This is a genomic window from Pseudomonas sp. BF-R-30 (genome assembly GCF_019956175.1).
GTDB lineage: Bacteria > Pseudomonadota > Gammaproteobacteria > Pseudomonadales > Pseudomonadaceae > Aquipseudomonas > Aquipseudomonas jessenii.
Genome location: NZ_JAHBDE010000016.1, coordinates 1 through 17,514, shown reverse-complemented (window position 1 = coordinate 17,514; position 17,514 = coordinate 1). Strand labels below are relative to the sequence as shown.

The 17,514-nt window shown below is 59.7% G+C and carries 18 protein-coding genes; 8 read left to right on the top strand and 10 right to left on the bottom strand.

Going from position 1 to position 17,514, the window contains the following annotated elements; all coding sequences use genetic code 11:
- Nucleotides 1-13 precede the first annotated feature (13 nt).
- A complete protein-coding gene (locus KGB20_RS10680; RefSeq protein ID WP_102671872.1) occupies nt 14-367 on the top strand; it encodes a DUF1428 domain-containing protein in 354 nt (117 codons plus the stop codon).
- 14 nt (nt 368-381) lie between these two features.
- On the opposite strand, the gene KGB20_RS10675 is transcribed toward KGB20_RS10680, so the two are convergent.
- The gene (locus tag KGB20_RS10675; protein ID WP_150814393.1) at nt 382-576 is read right to left on the bottom strand and encodes a hypothetical protein; all 195 of its coding nucleotides are present in this window, start codon (nt 574-576) and stop codon (nt 382-384) included.
- Between the two features lie 122 nt (nt 577-698).
- Between KGB20_RS10675 and thpR the strand changes: the two genes are divergently transcribed.
- Nucleotides 699-1,241: an RNA 2',3'-cyclic phosphodiesterase gene (thpR, locus tag KGB20_RS10670; protein WP_150814394.1), complete on the top strand. Its 543-nt coding sequence runs from the start codon at nt 699-701 to the stop codon at nt 1,239-1,241.
- A 238-nt stretch (nt 1,242-1,479) separates the two neighbouring features.
- Here thpR and KGB20_RS10660 read toward each other — a convergent pair whose 3' ends face one another.
- From KGB20_RS10660 to KGB20_RS10635, 5 genes are all read right to left on the bottom strand, one after another.
- Nucleotides 1,480-2,577 carry a polyamine ABC transporter substrate-binding protein gene (locus KGB20_RS10660; protein WP_159390189.1) on the bottom strand — a complete coding sequence of 366 codons (1,098 nt, stop codon included), beginning with the start codon at nt 2,575-2,577 and terminating at the stop codon, nt 1,480-1,482.
- 204 nt (nt 2,578-2,781) lie between these two features.
- Nucleotides 2,782-3,666, bottom strand: a complete 885-nt coding sequence (locus KGB20_RS10655) for an ABC transporter permease subunit (RefSeq protein ID WP_154908602.1) — start codon at nt 3,664-3,666, stop codon at nt 2,782-2,784.
- A complete protein-coding gene (locus KGB20_RS10650; RefSeq protein WP_090456173.1) occupies nt 3,663-4,577 on the bottom strand; it encodes an ABC transporter permease subunit in 915 nt (304 codons plus the stop codon). The genes KGB20_RS10655 and KGB20_RS10650 overlap by 4 nt, the downstream gene beginning before the upstream one ends.
- Nucleotides 4,574-5,716, bottom strand: a complete 1,143-nt coding sequence (gene potA, locus KGB20_RS10645) for a polyamine ABC transporter ATP-binding protein (RefSeq protein WP_102672777.1) — start codon at nt 5,714-5,716, stop codon at nt 4,574-4,576. The genes KGB20_RS10650 and potA overlap by 4 nt, the downstream gene beginning before the upstream one ends.
- Nucleotides 5,717-6,086: 370 nt before the next feature.
- Entirely contained in the window at nt 6,087-6,848 is a 762-nt protein-coding gene (locus KGB20_RS10635; protein WP_159390188.1) for a gamma-glutamyl-gamma-aminobutyrate hydrolase family protein, read from the bottom strand.
- A gap of 284 nt (nt 6,849-7,132) precedes the next feature.
- On the opposite strand from KGB20_RS10635, the gene KGB20_RS10630 reads away from it, so the two are divergent.
- From KGB20_RS10630 to KGB20_RS10615, 4 genes are all read left to right on the top strand, one after another.
- Entirely contained in the window at nt 7,133-8,509 is a 1,377-nt protein-coding gene (locus KGB20_RS10630; RefSeq protein WP_090456168.1) for a glutamine synthetase family protein, read from the top strand.
- Nucleotides 8,510-8,697: 188 nt separating this feature from the next.
- The gene (locus KGB20_RS10625; protein WP_159390187.1) at nt 8,698-10,188 is read left to right on the top strand and encodes an aldehyde dehydrogenase; all 1,491 of its coding nucleotides are present in this window, start codon (nt 8,698-8,700) and stop codon (nt 10,186-10,188) included.
- A gap of 51 nt (nt 10,189-10,239) precedes the next feature.
- Entirely contained in the window at nt 10,240-11,523 is a 1,284-nt protein-coding gene (locus tag KGB20_RS10620; protein ID WP_159390186.1) for an NAD(P)/FAD-dependent oxidoreductase, read from the top strand.
- A 424-nt stretch (nt 11,524-11,947) separates the two neighbouring features.
- On the top strand, nt 11,948-12,496 hold the full coding sequence (locus KGB20_RS10615) for a cupin domain-containing protein (RefSeq protein WP_007975263.1): 549 nt from the start codon (nt 11,948-11,950) through the stop codon (nt 12,494-12,496).
- Between the two features lie 128 nt (nt 12,497-12,624).
- Here the strand turns inward: KGB20_RS10615 and KGB20_RS10610 are convergent, their stop codons facing one another.
- Both KGB20_RS10610 and KGB20_RS10605 read right to left on the bottom strand, forming a co-directional pair.
- Entirely contained in the window at nt 12,625-13,332 is a 708-nt protein-coding gene (locus tag KGB20_RS10610) for a CatB-related O-acetyltransferase (RefSeq protein WP_159390417.1), read from the bottom strand.
- 211 nt (nt 13,333-13,543) lie between these two features.
- A complete protein-coding gene (locus KGB20_RS10605; protein ID WP_150814401.1) occupies nt 13,544-13,837 on the bottom strand; it encodes a fructose-bisphosphate aldolase in 294 nt (97 codons plus the stop codon).
- A 648-nt stretch (nt 13,838-14,485) separates the two neighbouring features.
- Here KGB20_RS10605 and KGB20_RS10600 point away from each other — a divergent pair.
- Nucleotides 14,486-15,289, top strand: a complete 804-nt coding sequence (locus tag KGB20_RS10600) for a hypothetical protein (protein ID WP_154861980.1) — start codon at nt 14,486-14,488, stop codon at nt 15,287-15,289.
- Between the two features lie 33 nt (nt 15,290-15,322).
- On the opposite strand, the gene KGB20_RS10595 is transcribed toward KGB20_RS10600, so the two are convergent.
- Nucleotides 15,323-16,060 carry a hypothetical protein gene (locus tag KGB20_RS10595; RefSeq protein WP_150814404.1) on the bottom strand — a complete coding sequence of 246 codons (738 nt, stop codon included), beginning with the start codon at nt 16,058-16,060 and terminating at the stop codon, nt 15,323-15,325.
- A gap of 190 nt (nt 16,061-16,250) precedes the next feature.
- Nucleotides 16,251-16,487, bottom strand: a complete 237-nt coding sequence (locus KGB20_RS10590) for a hypothetical protein (RefSeq protein WP_090456158.1) — start codon at nt 16,485-16,487, stop codon at nt 16,251-16,253.
- Nucleotides 16,488-16,828: 341 nt separating this feature from the next.
- Between KGB20_RS10590 and KGB20_RS10585 the strand changes: the two genes are divergently transcribed.
- Nucleotides 16,829-17,275, top strand: a complete 447-nt coding sequence (locus tag KGB20_RS10585; protein ID WP_090456156.1) for an anti-virulence regulator CigR family protein — start codon at nt 16,829-16,831, stop codon at nt 17,273-17,275.
- Nucleotides 17,276-17,514 lie beyond the last annotated feature (239 nt).

The window sequence follows — 17,514 nt, the reverse complement described above, 5'->3', positions numbered from 1 at the left end:
AGGAGAGATACTCATGTCATATGTCGATGGTTTTATTGCTGCCGTACCTACCGCCAACCGTGAGCAATACATCAAACACGCCGAAATCGCCGCCTCGATTTTCAAGGAAAACGGTGCCTTGAGCGTGGTCGAATGCTGGGGCGAGGATGTCCCGGAAGGCAAGGTCACCTCGTTTCCAATGTCGGTGAAGCTCAAGGAAGGCGAAACCGTTGCCTTTGGCTGGATCGTCTGGCCGGACAAGGCCAGGCGCAATGCCGGAATGGACAAGATGATGCAGGACCCGCGCATGAAACCGGACGTCAATCCGATGCCCTTCGATGGCCAGCGCATGGTGTACGGCGGGTTCGAATTGCTCTTCCAGGCCTGACGCCGCACGCGGGATCACTCCGGCGTCGGGGTGATCCTGCAACTCTTTCGATGGCGGATCTCGTCGTCCGTCGGCCGCTCGCGGATGAACTCGAAGCGCGGCTCGCCTTCGCTGTAGTGCACCAGCCAGCCCCATTCCAGCTTGAGTTCATCCTGGCCGGGCTCGGGCGGTCTGGCCCACCATGGTTCCTTGCTGATGATCTGTCGCATGGCCCCCTCCGGTTTTTCGGGATGCTAAAACTATAACGCGCTTGCCCCACGATGCCAGAAATGCGCTGGTCGGTACGCGAGTGTTGGGTACACTCAGGCAGTCTTCCCACGAGGTGTCCGGCATGAACGACGAATCCCGCGAGCCGTTCAAGCGTCTGTTCTTTGCGCTGAACTGCGCCCCGGCCCAGCGCCGGGAGATAGCGCAGTGGCGCAGTGCGCTGCAACTGCGCAACGGACGGCCGGTGCCGGCGGAAAACTTTCACCTGACGCTGAAGTTTTTGGGGGCGGTGGGCGCGGCGCAGATTGCCGATATCTGTACCGCTGCGGCGGCGATCCGTACACCGGGCGAGCGTTTGACGGTGGTGCTGGATCGGCTGGACGTGTGGCGCAGGGCAGGGGCGCTGGTGCTCGCACCGGAGCAGGCGCCCCCGGCATTGTTACGCCTGGTGTACGCCCTGGAACAGGCGATGTTGCCGTTCGGGCTGGAGGAAGCGCCAAGGGAATACCGTCCGCATCTGACCCTGGCACGGCAGTATCGGGCACCGGTGCCGGAGTCCGCAACGGCGCCGGAATTCCTCCTGCGTGCCGACCGGTTCACCCTGTTCGAATCCCACAAGGGCCGCTATCGGGCGCTGGCCGAATGGCCTTTGATCGATCCCCAATAAAAAAGGCGCCCGAGGGCGCCAAAATTCACCTGAACCGAGGGAGCCAGGTGAGGCCGTTCTACTTGCAGGAGAGGCAGCGGTGGTAAGGCGCTGCGTGAACGGAAAATGTTGAACCCCTCCGATCAACTGTGGGAGCGGGCTTGCTCGCGAAGAGGCCGGCACATTCAAGAGAGATGTCGACTGACCTGACGCCTTCGCGAGCAAGCCCGCTCCCACATTAGGTAGGTGGGGTTCTGGATTACTGGCCCAACTTCACCTTGGTCCAGCCACGGGTCATGATCCGCTGGACGGCAATCGGCTGGTCCGGCACGGCATAGAGCGTGGCCATCACCGCTTCCGGCGGGTAGGAGCCCGGATCGTTGCGGATCGCTTCATCGACCAGTGGCGTGGCCGCAGCGTTCGCGTTGCTGTAGCCGATGTTGTTGGTGATGTCGGCAATCACGTCGGGGCGCATCAGGAAGTTCATGAACAGGTACGCGTTCTCGACGTTGGCGGCATCGCGCGGGATGGCGAGCATGTCGTAGAAACTGGCGGCGCCTTCTTTCGGGATGCTGTAGTCGATCTTCACCTTGTCCCCGGCTTCCTGGGCGCGGGCCTTGGCCTGCAGCACGTCGCCGGAGTAACCGACGGCCACGCAGATGTTGCCGTTGGCCAGGTCCGAGATGTATTTCGACGAATGGAAGTACGCCACGTTCGGGCGAATCTTCATGAACAGCGCCTCGGCTTCGGCGATGTGCTGTTTGTCCTGATCGTTCACCGGGTAGCCCAGGTAGTGCAGGGCGGTCGGGATCATTTCAGTCGGCGAATCGAGGAAACTGATGCCGCAGGCTTTTAGCTTCTCGGCGTTTTCCGGTTTGAACAGCAGGTCCCAGGAGTTGGTCGGGGCGTTGGCGCCGAGCACTTCCTTGACCTTCTGCGGGTTGAAGCCGATGCCGATCGAGCCCCACATGTACGGGATGGCGTGGGCGTTGTCGGGATCGCTCGCGGAGGCGTTTTTCAGCAGCACCGGGTTGAGGTTTTTCCAGTTCGACAGCTTCGACTTGTCCAGTTCCTGATAGACACCGGCCTTGACCTGCTTGGCCAGGAAGCTGTTGGACGGCACGACGATGTCGTAGCCGGATTTGCCCGCCAGCAGGCGTGCCTCAAGGGTTTCGTTGCTGTCGAAGACATCGTAGGTCACCTGGATGCCAGTCTCTTCCTCGAACTTCTTGACGGTATCCGGGCCTATGTAATCCGACCAGTTATAGACGCGCAGAACCTTGTCATTGGCCTGGGCGCCGGTGGCGATTGCGCCCAATAAGGACAGTGTCAGCAGAGTCCTGCCAAACATTTTCATCGGTACAACTCCATTTTTTTATTCAAAAACACAAAACAGTGAACACAACACCTGTGGCGAGGGGGCTTGCCCCCGTTGGGTCGCGCAGCGGCCCCAAAACCGGATTCCGCGGTGTTTCAGTTACACCGAACGCACTGGTTTTACGGTTGCTGCGCAGCCGAACGGGGGCAAGCCCCCTCGCCACAAAGAGCAAACCACAGCGTCTTAGGCGGTGGCTTCTAGCATTTTCTTTTCAGGTTGCTGCCAGGATTCGCTGGCGGTCTGGTCCATGGCTTCCTGGATCGCGCGCTTGCGGCTTTCTTCGGCACGGCGGCTGAAGTACCAGACCATGAAGGTCACGATCGACACTGCCAACAGGATCAGGCTGGCCACGGCGTTGATCTCGGGCTTGACGCCCAGACGCACCGCCGAGAACACCTCCATCGGCAGGGTCGTGGAACCCGGGCCGGACACGAAACTCGCCAGCACCAGGTCATCCAGCGACAGGGCGAACGACATCATGCCGCCGGCCGCCAGTGACGGCGCGATCATCGGAATGGTGATCAGGAAAAACACCTTGAACGGCTTCGCACCCAGGTCCATGGCCGCTTCTTCGATGGACAGGTCCAGTTCGCGAAGGCGGGCGGAGACTACCACCGCCACATAGGCGGCACAAAACGTGGTGTGGGCGATCCAGATCGTGACGATGCCACGCTCCATCGGCCAGCCGATCAACTGCGCCATGGCCACGAACAGCAGCAACAGCGACAGGCCGGTGATCACTTCAGGCATCACCAGCGGCGCGGTGACCAGGCCACCGAACAGCGTGCGGCCCTTGAAGCGTGTGACGCGGGTCAGGACGAACGCGGCCAGCGTCCCTAGTGCGACTGCCGCAATCGCGGTGTAGCAGGCGATTTCCAGCGAGCGCAGCACCGAACCCATCAACTGGCTGTTGTCGAGCAAACCGGCGTACCACTTGATCGACCAGCCACCCCACACCGTCACCAGCTTTGAGGCGTTGAACGAGTAGATCACCAGAATCAGCATCGGCAGGTAGATAAACGACAGGCCGAAAATCAGCATGAACTTTGAAAATCCGAAGCGTTTCATCCCCGTGCCTCCATCTCTTTGGCCTGGCTGCGGTTGAACAGCAGAATCGGCACAATCAGGATCAACAGCATTACCACCGCCAGGGCGGACGCCACTGGCCAGTCGCGGTTGTTGAAGAACTCTTGCCACAACACACGGCCGATCATCAGGGTTTCCGGGCCGCCCAGCAGTTCCGGAATCACGAACTCACCGACCACCGGAATGAACACCAGCATGCAACCGGCGATGATGCCGTTCTTGGCCAAAGGCACGGTGATTTTCCAGAAGCTGTTGAAGGTGCTCGAACCCAGGTCCGATGCGGCCTCCAGCAGGCTCTGGTCATGTTTGACCAGGTTGGCGTACAGCGGCAGCACCATGAACGGCAGGTATGCATACACCACGCCGATGTAGACGGCGGTGTTGGTGTTGAGGATCTCGATCGGGTGCGACGTCAGCCCGGTCCACATCAGGAACCCGTTGAGCAGGCCGTTGTTGCTGAGGATGCCCATCCACGCATAAACGCGGATCAGGATCGCGGTCCAGGTCGGCATCATGATCAGCAGCATCAGCACGTTCTGCGCTTCCTTGCTGGCCTTGGTGATGGCGTAGGCCATCGGGAAACCGATCACCAGGCACATCACGGTGCTGAAAAACGCCACCTTCAACGAGCCCAGGTAGGCAGACAGGTACAGCTCATCCTCGCCCAGCAGGGTGTAGTTGCCGATGTTGAGCAACAGCTGGAATTTCTGCTCGGCGAAGGTGTAGATCTCCGAGTAGGGCGGAATGGCCAGGGCTGCTTCCGAGAAGCTGATCTTCATCACCAGGAAGAATGGCAACATGAAGAACAGGAACAGCCAGATGAACGGAATCCCGATGACGAACTTGCGCCCGCTGGGGACCCACCTCAGGAATTGCTGATTGAAGGTTTTCATGCGCGCAGTACCACGCCGCTGTCGTCTTCCCACCACACGTAGACCTGATCGTCCCAGGTCGGACGCGCACCACGGCGTTCGGCGTTGGCCATGAACGACTGGACGATCTTGCCCCCAGGCAGTTCGACGTAGAACACCGAGTGCCCGCCCAGGTAGGCGATGTCATGCACTTTGCCAGCGGACCAGTTGTAGCGGTTATCCGGCTTGACGGTGCTGACCAGCAGTTTTTCCGGGCGGATCGCGTAGGTGATCGACTTGTCCTGCACCGAAGTGCTGACGCCGTGACCGACGTAGATCTTCTGCTCCAGGTCCGGACTGTGGATGATCGCGTGACCTTCCAGGTCCTCGACCACGGTGCCGTCGAAGGCGTTCACGTTGCCGATGAATTCGCAGACCATGCGGCTGACCGGTGCTTCATAAATGTCCACCGGGCTGCCGATCTGGGCGATCCAGCCCAGGTGCATGATCGCGATACGCTGGGCCATGGTCATGGCCTCTTCCTGGTCGTGGGTCACCATCACGCAGGTCACGCCCACGCGCTCGATGATCTCCACCAGTTCCAATTGCATCTGCGAACGCAGCTTTTTATCCAGTGCGCCCATCGGTTCGTCGAGCAGCAGCAGCTTCGGACGCTTGGCCAGGGAACGGGCCAGGGCCACGCGCTGACGCTGGCCGCCGGACAGTTGGTGCGGCTTGCGCTTGGCGTACTGGGTCATGTGCACCAGGCGTAGCATCTCCTGCACCCGGGCGTCGATTTCGGCCGCTGGCAAACGGTCCTGCTTGAGGCCGAAGGCGATGTTCTGCGCTACCGTCATGTGCGGGAACAGCGCGTAGGACTGGAACATCATGTTGATCGGTCGTTCGTACGGCGGCATGTCGGTGATGTCGACACCGTCGAGCAGAATCCGGCCTTCGGTCGGGCGCTCGAAACCGGCGAGCATGCGCAGCAGGGTCGATTTGCCGGAACCGGAACCACCGAGCAGGGCGAAGATTTCACCCTGGTGGATCTCCAGGGACACATCGTCCACAGCGATGGTTTCGTCGAACTTCTTGGTGACGCGATCGATTTTCACCAACACCTTTTTCGGTGCCTGGTGACCCTCAAGAGCCTTCCTGTAGATGCTGGAGGCGTTTGCCATGTGAAACTCCCAACAGGTTTCAGTCGCCCGGCCAACACGGCCCGGCTTAATAGTGGATTGCAAACCCTTATCAGATGATGTCTGTCAGTCCAACGCAGGACCCTGTGGGAGCGGGCTTGCTCGCGAAAGCGGTGTGTCAGGCGACAGCTGTGTTGATTGTGTCGCCGCCTTCGCGAGCAAGCCCGCTCCCACATGGGGTTGCATCAGGTTGACCGGCATTGCACTGCGGCCGGGTTTATTCGGCGCCGCCATCCTGGCTGCCTGGTCGTACTTGTTGTTATTGCAGTGTGTTGTTTTCGCGAGCGAGGCACGCACAAGCGCCTGCCCGCTCGCGTTGGGCAGTCAATCGTTGAATGTGGATATCAGGTCGTCAGCTCGAGTGACGCAATGCCGCCCGTTGCCGGCAGGCTTCGCCGAACGCCCGGAAAATACTCAAATAAGGAGGGTTGTTCAGCACTTGCCATTCCGGGTGCCATTGCACACCGAGGGCAAAGGCCTTGCTGTGCTCGACGGAGATCGCTTCGATCAGGCCATCAGGCGCGACGGCTTCGGCGCGCAGGCCGGGCGCGAGGCGGTCGATGCCCTGGCTGTGAATCGAGTTCACCTGGAACACCGCAGGCAGCTCCAGCGCTTCGAACACACCGCCGGGCTGCACATTCACCTCATGGGCGGGTGCGTATTGCACGGCCAGGTCCGGATGGTCGGCCTCGCGATGGTCGAGCAAGCCAGGCAGTTCATGGACCTTTTGATGCAGGCTGCCACCGAACGCCACGTTCATTTCCTGGAAACCACGGCAGATGCCGAGTACCGGCACGCCCGCTGCAATAGCGGCGCGGATCAGGGGAAGGGTGGTGGCATCCCGCGCCGGATCATGATCCGTGCCGGGGGCGCTGTCGGGGCCTTGATAGTGGAAGGGTTCCACGTTCGACGGCGAGCCGGTCAGCAACAGACCGTCGAGCTGCGGCAGCAGGTCATCGATTTCGGTCAGGTCGCCTAAGGAAGGAATAACGACAGGCAGCCCCAGCGCCGCAACGCTGACAGCACGCAAGTACTTGTCACCGCTGATGTGGTAGGGGTGCAGGCCAATCTGTTTGACGCACGCAGTAACGCCGATCAATGGCTTGAGTGCCATTTTTATCACCTCGAAGTTTCACACTTGAACGAGCTTTTCCGGAGCTTAGCCTTGTTGATTTTAATTAACAACTCTCATGTAAAAAATTCTAAACGCCGCACGTCCGATCTTCAGGGTTTACGCGTGTTTGAGGGCGTATCTGGCACTCTCGTCCCCCTGTGAGGCCCGAAAATAAACGTTGAAAGGCCAGGTGTTCGCTATTGACTTCACTTTGCCTTTCGGATTGACTGGGCTCGTGAAAGGGCGGTGAACATAATAATTAACAGTAAAAAAATAGGTGCATCATGTCGGTCCCTCTGCGTGCCGTTCAACTCAACGAAGCAAACGCATTCCTTAAGAAACATCCTGAGGTTTTGTACGTCGACCTTCTGATTGCGGATATGAACGGTGTGGTGCGCGGCAAGCGCATCGAGCGCACCAGTCTTCATAAGGTTTACGAGAAAGGCATCAACCTGCCGGCCTCTCTGTTTGCTCTGGACATCAATGGTTCCACGGTGGAAAGCACCGGCCTGGGTCTGGACATCGGCGATGCCGACCGGATCTGCTACCCGATCCCCGGCACCCTCAGCATCGAGCCATGGCAGAAGCGCCCGACCGCGCAACTGTTGATGACCATGCACGAAATCGAAGGCGAGCCATTCTTCGCCGACCCGCGTGAAGTGCTGGCCAATATCGTGCGCAAGTTCGACGACATGGGCCTGACCATCTGCGCCGCGTTCGAACTGGAGTTCTACCTGATCGACCAGGACAACGTGAACGGTCGTCCGCAATCGCCACGTTCGCCGGTGTCCGGCAAGCGTCCGATGTCGACCCAGGTGTACCTGATCGACGACCTCGACGAATACGTCGATTGCCTGCAAGACATCCTCGAAGGCGCGAAAGAGCAGGGCATCCCGGCTGACGCCATCGTCAAGGAAAGCGCCCCGGCGCAATTCGAAGTCAACCTGCATCACGTGGCTGACCCGATCAAGGCCTGCGACTACGCGGTCCTGCTCAAGCGTCTGGTGAAGAACATCGCCTACGACCACGAGATGGACACCACCTTCATGGCCAAGCCGTATCCGGGCCAGGCGGGTAACGGTCTGCACGTGCACATTTCGATTCTCGACAAAGAAGGCAACAACATCTTTGCCAGCGAGGATCCCGAGCAGAACGCCGCGCTGCGACACGCGATCGGCGGTGTGCTCGAGACCCTGCCGGCGCAGATGGCGTTCCTTTGCCCGAACGTCAACTCGTACCGTCGTTTCGGCGCACAGTTCTATGTACCGAACTCGCCGAGCTGGGGCATCGATAACCGCACCGTGGCCGTGCGTGTACCGACCGGCTCCAAGGACGCCGTGCGCATCGAGCATCGCGTGGCCGGTGCCGACGCCAACCCGTACCTGCTGATGGCATCGGTATTGGCCGGTGTTCACCACGGTCTGACCAACCAGATCGAACCGGGCGCCCCGGTGGAAGGCAACAGCTACGAGCAGAACGAGCAGAGCCTGCCGAACAACCTGCGCGACGCACTGCGCGAGCTGGACGACAGCGAAGTCATGGCGCGCTACATCGACCCGATGTACATCGACGTGTTCGTGGCGTGCAAGGAAAGCGAGCTGGCCGAGTTCGAGAACTCCATCTCGGACCTTGAGTACAACTGGTACTTGCATACCGTTTAAGACGGATCACACCGATCAACTGTGGGAGCGGGCTTGCTCGCGAAGAGGGCGGCACAGTCAACACTGATGTCGACTGACACATCGCCTTCGCGAGCAAGCCCGCTCCCACAGGGGATCGTATTTCCAAGGTCGTAATTGGTTGGCGTTCAATCCGGCGACCACCTATTCCCCTGCGTCGAGTCACAACCATGACAAACACTCGCAGCGATTGGGAGCAGCGCTTCCAGTCCCTAACCATCGAAGGTCGCGCATTCATTGACGGCCAATACTGCGCAGCCGCCAGCGGCGCGACGTTCGAATGCATCAGCCCCGTGGACGGTCGTTTCCTGGCGAACGTCGCCAGCACCGACGAAGCCGATGCCAATGCAGCGGTCGCCGTGGCGCGCCGCACTTTCGAATCCGGCGTGTGGGCCAACCTGGCCCCGGCCGAGCGCAAGCGCATCCTGATCCGTTTCGCCGACCTGATCCTGGCGAACCAGGAAGAACTGGCCCTGCTCGAAACCCTCGACATGGGCAAGCCGATCAGCGACTCCATGAGCATCGACATTCCGGCGACCGCCAACGCGATCCGCTGGACCGCCGAAGCCATCGACAAGATCTACGACGAAGTCGCCGCCACGCCCCAGGATCAACTGGGCCTGGTGACCCGCGAAGCGGCCGGCGTGGTCGCGGCCATCGTGCCGTGGAACTTCCCGTTGATCATGGCCAGCTGGAAATTCGCCCCGGCCCTGGCGATGGGCAACTCGTTCATCCTCAAGCCTTCGGAAAAGTCCCCGCTGACCGCGATCCGCATCGCCCAGTTGGCGCTGGATGCCGGCATCCCGAAAGGTGTGTTCAACGTCCTGCCGGGCTACGGCCACACCGTCGGCAAGGCACTGGCGTTGCACATGGACGTCGACGTGCTGGCCTTCACCGGCTCCACGGCGATTGCCAAGCAGCTGATGGTTTACGCCGGGCAGAGCAACATGAAACGCGTATGGGCCGAAGCCGGGGGCAAGAGCCCGAACGTGGTGTTCGCCGACGCGCCGGATCTGCGCGCGGCAGCACAGGCGGCGGCCAGTGGCATCGCCTTCAACCAGGGTGAAGTCTGCACTGCCGGTTCTCGCTTGCTGGTGGAACGTTCGATTCGCGAGCAGTTCATGCCATTGCTGGTCGAAGCCCTGCAGGCCTGGAAACCGGGCCACGCCCTCGACCCTGCGACCACCGTCGGCGCGGTCGTCGACCAGCGTCAACTGGACAACGTACTGCGCTACATCGGCATCGGCAAAGAGCAGGGTGCCGAACTGATCGCCGGCGGCAGCCGCACCCTCGAAGACACCGGTGGCCTGTACGTGGAACCGACGATTTTCGACGGCGTGACCAACGCCATGACCATCGCCCGGGAAGAAATCTTCGGCCCGGTGCTGTCGGTCATCACCTTCGACACCTTCGATGAAGCCCTGGCGATTGCCAACGACAGCATCTTCGGCCTGGCCGCCGGTGTATGGACCAGCAACCTGAGCAAGGCCCACACCTTCGCCCGTGGCCTGCGTGCCGGCAGCGTCTGGGTCAACCAGTACGACGGCGGCGACATGACCGCGCCGTTCGGCGGGTTCAAGCAGTCGGGTAACGGTCGGGACAAATCGCTGCACGCGTTCGACAAGTACACCGAACTCAAGGCGACCTGGATCAAGCTCTGATAACAATAAAGCGACGGTCGCCGGCTCTGTCGGCGGCCATCGGAGAACTGTATGAAACAAGCACATGTAAACAGCTACTACGCCGCCACCCGCAACTTCACCGGTGATTTCCCAGTGCTGGAAGGGGCGGTGGACTGCGACGTCTGCGTGATCGGCGCCGGCTACACCGGCCTGTCCTCGGCTCTGTTCCTCGCCGAAGCGGGCTACAGCGTGACCGTGCTCGAAGCGGCCAAAGTCGGCTTCGGCGCCAGCGGTCGCAACGGCGGCCAACTGGTCAACTCCTATAGCCGCGACGTCGATGTCATCGAAGAGCGCTACGGCGACAAGACTGCCGAAGTCCTCGGCAGCATGATCTTCGAAGGCGCCGACATCATCCGTCAGCGCATACAGCACTACGACATCCAGTGCGACTACCGCCCCGGCGGCATCTTCGCGGCGATGAACAAAAAGCAACTCAAGGGCCTGGCCGAACAGAAGAAGAGCTGGGAACGTTACGGCAACAAGAACCTGAAAATGCTCGACGCGGCCGACATCAAGCGCGAAATCGGTTCCGATGCCTATGTCGGCGGCCTGCTGGACATGCAGGGCGGCCACATTCACCCGCTGAACCTGGCCCTCGGCGAAGCCTCGGCCATCATCGGCCTGGGCGGCAAGATCTACGAGCAATCGGCGGCGGTGGAAATCACCTATGGCGAGCCCATCACCGTGCGCACCGCCAAAGGCGTGGTGAAGGCCAAGTACCTGCTGATCGCCGGTAACGCCTACCTGCCGCAGGGCCTGGACAACCGCGTGACCAGCAAGAGCATGCCGTGCGGTTCGCAGATCGTCGTCACCGAGCCGTTGTCTGAAAAGCAGGCCCGAAGCCTGATCACCAACAACTACTGCGTGGAAGACTGCAACTACCTGCTCGACTACTACCGCCTGACCGCCGACAACCGCCTGCTGTACGGCGGCGGCGTGGTCTACGGTGCGCGCGAGCCGGACGACATCGAACAACTGATCCGCCCGAAGATCCTCAAGACCTTCCCGCAATTGAAGGACGTGAAGATCGACTACCGCTGGACCGGCAATTTCCTGCTGACCATGTCGCGCATGCCGCAATTCGGCCGTATCGAGAAAAACGCCTACTACATGCAGGGCTACAGTGGCCACGGCGTCACCTGTTCGCACCTGGCCGGCAAACTGATCTCGGAAATGATCCGTGGCGACGCCGAGCGCTTCGATGCGTTTGCCTCGCTGCCGCACATGCCGATGATCGGCGGGCGTACCTTCTCGGCGCCGTTGACCGCCCTCGGCGCGGTGTACTACTCGCTGCGTGACCGTTTCGGCATCTAAGCTTTACCTCGCCGGCGGCATCTCCCCAAAGGGTGCCGCCGGCTTTTTAATACCAGAAACACCAAATCCCCTGTGGGAGCGGGCTTGCTCGCGAAGAGGCCATATCAGCCAAAACTGATGGCGCCTGACACACCGCTTTCGCGAGCAAGCCCGCTCCCACAGGTTGTACAACTTCGTGGCAAATGGCTATTTTTCCAGCCGTTTATCGAACCTGCTGAGCATTACCAACAAACGTGATTTAATAGCCGCCTTTCACGTTTCCGGGACCGGAAAACGGCGTGATCCGCGCCTGCACTCCACCCCTCCATTATCCCTGTAGGAGCGAGCCTGCTCGCGAAAGCGTTGGTTGAGTCGACATCAATGTTGAAGGTCAGATCGCAATCGCGAGCAAGCTCGCTCCTACGGGTTGGCACATAAGGCTGTCATGGACACGGGCTCACGACTCAAATTAGTACGCGAAAGCTACAAACTGTCCCAGCGCGAGCTGGCCCGGCGTAGCGGCGTCACCAATGCAACCATCTCCCTGATCGAACAGAATCGGGTCAGTCCTTCCGTCAGCTCCCTGAAGAAATTGCTGGAGGGCATCCCCATGTCCCTGGCCGACTTCTTCACCTTCGATCAGCCGCCGCGCGAACACCAGTACGTCTTCCGCGCCAACGAACAGCCCGACCTCGGCCGCCATGGCCTGCGCCTGCTGCTGATCGGCGCGTCCGTGCCAAGCCGGCAGATGCGCTTGCTGCGCGAGCAATACGCACCGGGCGCAAGCTCCGGCGAAGAGCCGATCGTGCATTCCGAAGGCGAGGAGTGTGGGTTGGTGACCCGGGGTACCGTGGAGTTGACCGTGGATGGCCAGGTGAGTGTGCTCAACGCCGGGGACGGCTATTACTTCCCGACGACCTTGCCGCACCGGTTTCGCAATATCGGGGCAGATGAGGCGGAAATCATCAGCGCCAACACACCGGCGAACTTCTGATAACCGCTTTGCGGGCAGGGATCATCAGGATCCAGCCGTTAAAACCCGCATCTGATGCGGGTTTTTTTATCATTTGAATCTGGTTTGGCCGGGCATCTTGAATGTGCAGTGTTGGTCATTTCCAATGTTCAAGACGAAATACTGCACCCTTTGCGGGTTATTTCGATCTGTTGGTAGTCGGCACGCGTTTCTTTCTGCAGGGTGGCCAACAGAGATAAAGTGGCTTGCGGATCATTGAGCGGTAATGTCTTGAGTACCTCGACATCAACATCCCACCACTTGCTGTTGATCAGCGCCTCAATCAACTCGGGTGTATGCCGATACTTGACAATTTTTGCCGGGGTGCCGGCAACAATGGCGTACGGTGGCACGTCATGGGCAACCAGGGCGCGGGTTGCGATGACAGCGCCGGTGCCTATAGTCACGCCTTCCAGGATCATCGCGCTATGGCCGATCCAGACGTCATGCCCAATCGTGATGTCCGCAACCTCCGGGTCGTAAACCAGCGCAGTGTCGGTATATTGAAAGGGATGTGAACTGAGCCAGCCCAACGGATGCGAGCTCTTTTGTTGGCCGATAAAACAGCTGCTGCCGATGGAGCAAAACCTGCCAATGGATGAGACCGCGGAAAGGACGCAGTCACTGCGGATATAGGTATGCGCACCGATCTCCAGCTTTTTTGACTCTATGACCACATGCCCAAGCGTCACGCCTTCTTCTAGGGTCACTGTCGATCTTTTGTGCAGCGACAATAAACCGCCCGCCACTTTGCATTTGTGTTTGCGGATCCATCTTTTCCAGTAACTATTTCGCAAATAACTAATTATTGTTTTCATGAACCGCTGTCTTGGATATCCGTTATCGGGCATGGCCCGGCCCCATGAGCCAACGGCGAGTCTAAATGAATCGGCCGGGGTAGATGAGCTTTTTAGACGTTACTCAAAAACGGTTTTTGCGCGTTTCAGTCTGCTGATGGCTGCTGTAGCCAACTGAACGGTGGCCATTGAAAACCCGCAGAAATGCGGGTTTTTTTTTGCTTGAACAATGTCACTGCTTCTTCGGCCCCTCAAACCCCCGCTGCTCGATCACCCCAAACACATCCCGCACATCCTGAAGCAGAATCCGCGAAATGTTGGTCACGGTGTTGATGTCGTTTTCGGCGTAGTCGGGGAGGCTGGTGCAGGCCATGAGGTTGAGGTATTGCAGGACGGCGTTGAGGCGTTCGGCGGCGCAGTTGTGGAGCTCGCGCAGCGGGGCGTCGCTGTCGATGAGGAGGACGGGGTAGCTGGTGGCGATTTGTTTCATGGGGGTGAAGCGGGGATGCGGACTGTTAGTCGTCATAAGTAAAACTTCCTCGTATCTGTAAGAAGAACTACTCCCGGTCGCTGCGATTCGAATGGGGTGGTAGCTATGTGCGGGTTCGCAGACCGAGGATACGAGGAACCCGGCAGACCCGAAGATCTCCCACACACAGCCACCATAAAGCGACATGCGGGCGCAGATGCGACCGTCATCGGCTTGATGGACTGCAAGGTTACTACACGTATCTACAGGGCTGCGAAACCCTGTCGCCAATTCAAGTCAGCGACGGGCGCACATTAGGTGTCGATCTCCAGCGCTGCAACCGGCCTGTAGGACGCCAAATGACCCCTGTGGCGAGGGAGCTTGCTCCCGTTCGGCGGCTCTGCCGCCGTAAAACCGGGCACTGCGATGGGTCTGAGGAAATGAGTTGCAAAGGATCAGGGCCGCTTCGCAGCCCAGCGGGAGCGAGCTCCCTCGCCACAAAGGGACAAGTCCTACAAATTTTCCAGACGTCAAGATTGAACGTTCGTCGGATGGCGGGTTGCTACCATCGCAATTGCCTGCCGATATCAACACGGCTGCTACGCTTGGTCGTTGCAGTGCCCGAGTTCCATTCCTGCTCACGCTGCAAGGGTAATCACGGAGTGCGACATCCATTCCTGTCGGCAACCTGCACGGAGGCAGGCGATGGTGATCAAAAGCATGGCCGATTCGACTGCGGCGGGGAGACCCGAGCCGCTCGATCGGGAAGAAATCGAGCGGGTGCTGGCGCTGTTGCTGGTCAGCCCGTTGTTTGCCAAATCCAGGCGCATGGGCAGTCTGTTGCGCTTTCTGGTCGAGCACGACCTTCAGGCTTGCAATACGCCGCTGACCGAACACGCCATTGGCATCGCGGTGTTTCGTCGTGACCCGGCAGTGTATTGCACGGGCGACGATCCGGTGGTGCGAGTGCAGGTGGGGCGCTTGCGGCGCAAACTTGCAGCGCATTACGCCGGCAACGGCCAGCAGGACCCGGTGCGCTTCAGCATTCCACCCGGGTGTTATCGCTTGACCTATCAGCGGCTGCGGCCCAAGGGCGTCGGCACTCGCCATCCCGTGGTCCAGATCCAGCCGTTTACCTGCCTCACCCGCGATGGCGATGACTTTACCCGGGGCTTGTGCGAGGAGTTGAGCTGCCGACTGTTCGAGTCGTTCGAGCAGGCGCAGACCGGGACCAATCATGTGTTGATGCGGGTGGCACGCAACAGCGAGCCGGTACCGGACTTCAAGCGTGGCGGGCGTTACAGCTATTGCCTGGAGGGCAGCGTGCGGGTCGAGCCTTCGCGGGTGCGAGCGTCATTGCGCCTGGTGGATGTGGCGCAGGGGCGGATTCGCTGGTCGGCGCAGTTCGATCGTGATCGACCCCATGGCATCGCCACCCAGGAGGACCTCGCGCAGTCGATCTGTCGCTCGCTGACGGGCTACTTCGCCACGACGGGCAAAGAGGAGTGAAAGGGCAACCGCAAGGTTGCCCCGGCATGACGGTTACACGGTTTTCCACTGACCGCCTTCGTAAAGGCGACCTGCGGTGTTATCGAACGTCAAGTCGATTTCGATCGCCTTGGAGCGTGAGGTACTGAACATGGTGCTGGTCTGTACGTTCTGTTCGAACCACACGAGGATGGTTTCCACCGGCGTCAGCACGGTTTCACCGGTGACCACCTGATCCACCGCAACGTAAATGGGGGTGCTGACCTGATTGCCATCAATGCCGGTAGATAACTGGTTGATACCCGGATGGATGGGGTCGTAGTCATTTACAAAGGTTATGGAAATGTTCGGTCCCCCGGTAACCGCCGAACTCAGCAGACCGTGCTCATCGAGTGTCGATGTTTGCCCCAGGCCGATATTGACGATGTTGGTCGAGACTTTGACCTGCACATTTGCCTTGAACAGGTTGGACGCAAACAGCTGATATTGAGGCGTCCAACTGAACTCGTTGTTGCTCAGGTAAGCATCATAGGACTGCCAGACCACGTTGTAGTCGGCGTCACCCACCTTCTTGGCAAAGCACAGCTTGTAGCCGGACTTCTTGAGCAGCGCCAGGTCGCCGGCGGCGATTTCGATGGTGACGGTTTTTTGCGAAGCCGCCAGGGCCGACCTCAGTACCCGGCCGTAATCCGCCGCTTTCAGTTGCGTTGCACCCATGATCGACTTGACGGCTTCTTGCACATCATTGTGAAGCTGCTGGCTCTGTTGGCTGACAGCGATTGATTTGCTCATGGTTTCCTTCTTCCTTGGTGGTGTGTTGGGCAAACAATGGGCTGCTGGCGCTTGGCGCTGCTGTCCATTGACGGCTTCACTCTAGGGGCGAGGGGCAGGGCGGCTAAGTGTCTTGGTGTTACAAGCGGGTATCGGGGGTGTATCAGGGGCCGGGTCAGCGGGGCAGCCGATCGGCCGCCCCGCCTTGACCTCAGGCGGCCCGGGCATCGGCCCAGACGAAGTTCCAGCTGGTGCGTTTGCCCTTAGCGATCTCGATCAGCTTGTTCTCGTACACCGTGTGATTGACCACGCCGGTGTAGGTCAGGGTGCGGGCCGCATTGGTCCCGGTGACCTCGCCCGGCTTGCCGCCCGACTCGACCATGGCTTTTTTCATGTCGGCATCCGACGGGGCGCTGCTCTGGTTTTTTTCCACTTTGACGAAACTCATGATTCACCTCTTCCGTGATGGGGGGATCGGTGCCAACGCGGGCCGACAAGTCGACGACCCTGTTCCACACCGACGGCCATACTCTATTGGCCAGTTCGGCGGCGCAGAAGTGACAACTGTGGCGCTGAGGTAACAATCGGGAAACAGCGCCACGCATTGAAGTATCTGCGACGTATCAAGCGTGGATGCACATCGAAGAAGGTTGCAGCGAATGCCTGGACGCGAAACCTGGCTTCGAGGGGATGAGCGCAGACGGTTCATGGCTCTGTGACTCGATGGAACCAACTACGTCAATAGCGTCTAAATTTCAGGGAACATTTCCCACCACGAAGGAGCGACTCATGTTCAGGTCTCGATCTTTGATTGCAGCAATCACCTGTTTGACCCTGATCAGCGGCTCGGCGACGGCGCTGGCTGATCCCGGTAACGGCCAAGGTGGCGGGAAGGTCAACCATGGCAACCAGGGCAGTCATGGCAACAAGAACAAGAATTCCGGCGGAGGGGACTGGAGCAATGGCCCTAGCATCAACCGCAGCAGCGTGCTCCAGATCATTGGCGTGAACACGGGCTACTGGAGCCCCGGGCCTGATTTGCCACCGGGCATTCAAAAGAACCTTGCCCGAGGCAAGCCGCTTCCACCCGGCATCGCCAAAAAACTGGATGGCCGGCTGGTCGGCAGGCTGCCCCACTACGATGGCTACGAATGGCAGCAAGTCGGTACGGACCTGATCCTGGTTGCGCTGGCCACCGGGCTTGTCTATGAGATTCTCGACGGTGCGTTTGATTAACGTGGGGAAGGTCGTCTTCCCGTTGACTGAGGGCGCTCCAGCCGTCTGTCGTGGCACTTGAACTGTCCGAGGGATATCGCGTCATACGTCACGCGATATCAACCTCCTACGGAAGCAATCATGCTTTTTAAAAACAAGAGTCTCGTTGCTGTAATGTCATGCGCCATGATGCTTGCAGCCGCTCCGTTACTCCCTGATGGCCTGTCGATCATGGGTTCCGCATACGCGAAGGACGGCGG

Bases quoted from the DNA above. Each gene is read 5' to 3' on its own strand.
- KGB20_RS10635 (WP_159390188.1), bottom strand. From the start codon at position 6,848: ATGGCACTCAAGCCATTGATCGGCGTTACTGCGTGCGTCAAACAGATT.
- KGB20_RS10585 (WP_090456156.1), top strand. From the start codon at position 16,829: ATGTTCAGGTCTCGATCTTTGATTGCAGCAATCACCTGTTTGACCCTG.
- KGB20_RS10610 (WP_159390417.1), bottom strand. From the start codon at position 13,332: ATGAAAACAATAATTAGTTATTTGCGAAATAGTTACTGGAAAAGATGG.
- KGB20_RS10600 (WP_154861980.1), top strand. From the start codon at position 14,486: ATGGTGATCAAAAGCATGGCCGATTCGACTGCGGCGGGGAGACCCGAG.
- KGB20_RS10655 (WP_154908602.1), bottom strand. From the start codon at position 3,666: ATGAAACGCTTCGGATTTTCAAAGTTCATGCTGATTTTCGGCCTGTCG.
- potA (WP_102672777.1), bottom strand. From the start codon at position 5,716: ATGGCAAACGCCTCCAGCATCTACAGGAAGGCTCTTGAGGGTCACCAG.
- KGB20_RS10595 (WP_150814404.1), bottom strand. From the start codon at position 16,060: ATGAGCAAATCAATCGCTGTCAGCCAACAGAGCCAGCAGCTTCACAAT.
- KGB20_RS10605 (WP_150814401.1), bottom strand. From the start codon at position 13,837: ATGACGACTAACAGTCCGCATCCCCGCTTCACCCCCATGAAACAAATC.
- KGB20_RS10590 (WP_090456158.1), bottom strand. From the start codon at position 16,487: ATGAGTTTCGTCAAAGTGGAAAAAAACCAGAGCAGCGCCCCGTCGGAT.
- KGB20_RS10675 (WP_150814393.1), bottom strand. From the start codon at position 576: ATGCGACAGATCATCAGCAAGGAACCATGGTGGGCCAGACCGCCCGAG.
- KGB20_RS10620 (WP_159390186.1), top strand. From the start codon at position 10,240: ATGAAACAAGCACATGTAAACAGCTACTACGCCGCCACCCGCAACTTC.
- KGB20_RS10615 (WP_007975263.1), top strand. From the start codon at position 11,948: ATGGACACGGGCTCACGACTCAAATTAGTACGCGAAAGCTACAAACTG.
- thpR (WP_150814394.1), top strand. From the start codon at position 699: ATGAACGACGAATCCCGCGAGCCGTTCAAGCGTCTGTTCTTTGCGCTG.
- KGB20_RS10660 (WP_159390189.1), bottom strand. From the start codon at position 2,577: ATGAAAATGTTTGGCAGGACTCTGCTGACACTGTCCTTATTGGGCGCA.
- KGB20_RS10680 (WP_102671872.1), top strand. From the start codon at position 14: ATGTCATATGTCGATGGTTTTATTGCTGCCGTACCTACCGCCAACCGT.
- KGB20_RS10650 (WP_090456173.1), bottom strand. From the start codon at position 4,577: ATGAAAACCTTCAATCAGCAATTCCTGAGGTGGGTCCCCAGCGGGCGC.
- KGB20_RS10625 (WP_159390187.1), top strand. From the start codon at position 8,698: ATGACAAACACTCGCAGCGATTGGGAGCAGCGCTTCCAGTCCCTAACC.
- KGB20_RS10630 (WP_090456168.1), top strand. From the start codon at position 7,133: ATGTCGGTCCCTCTGCGTGCCGTTCAACTCAACGAAGCAAACGCATTC.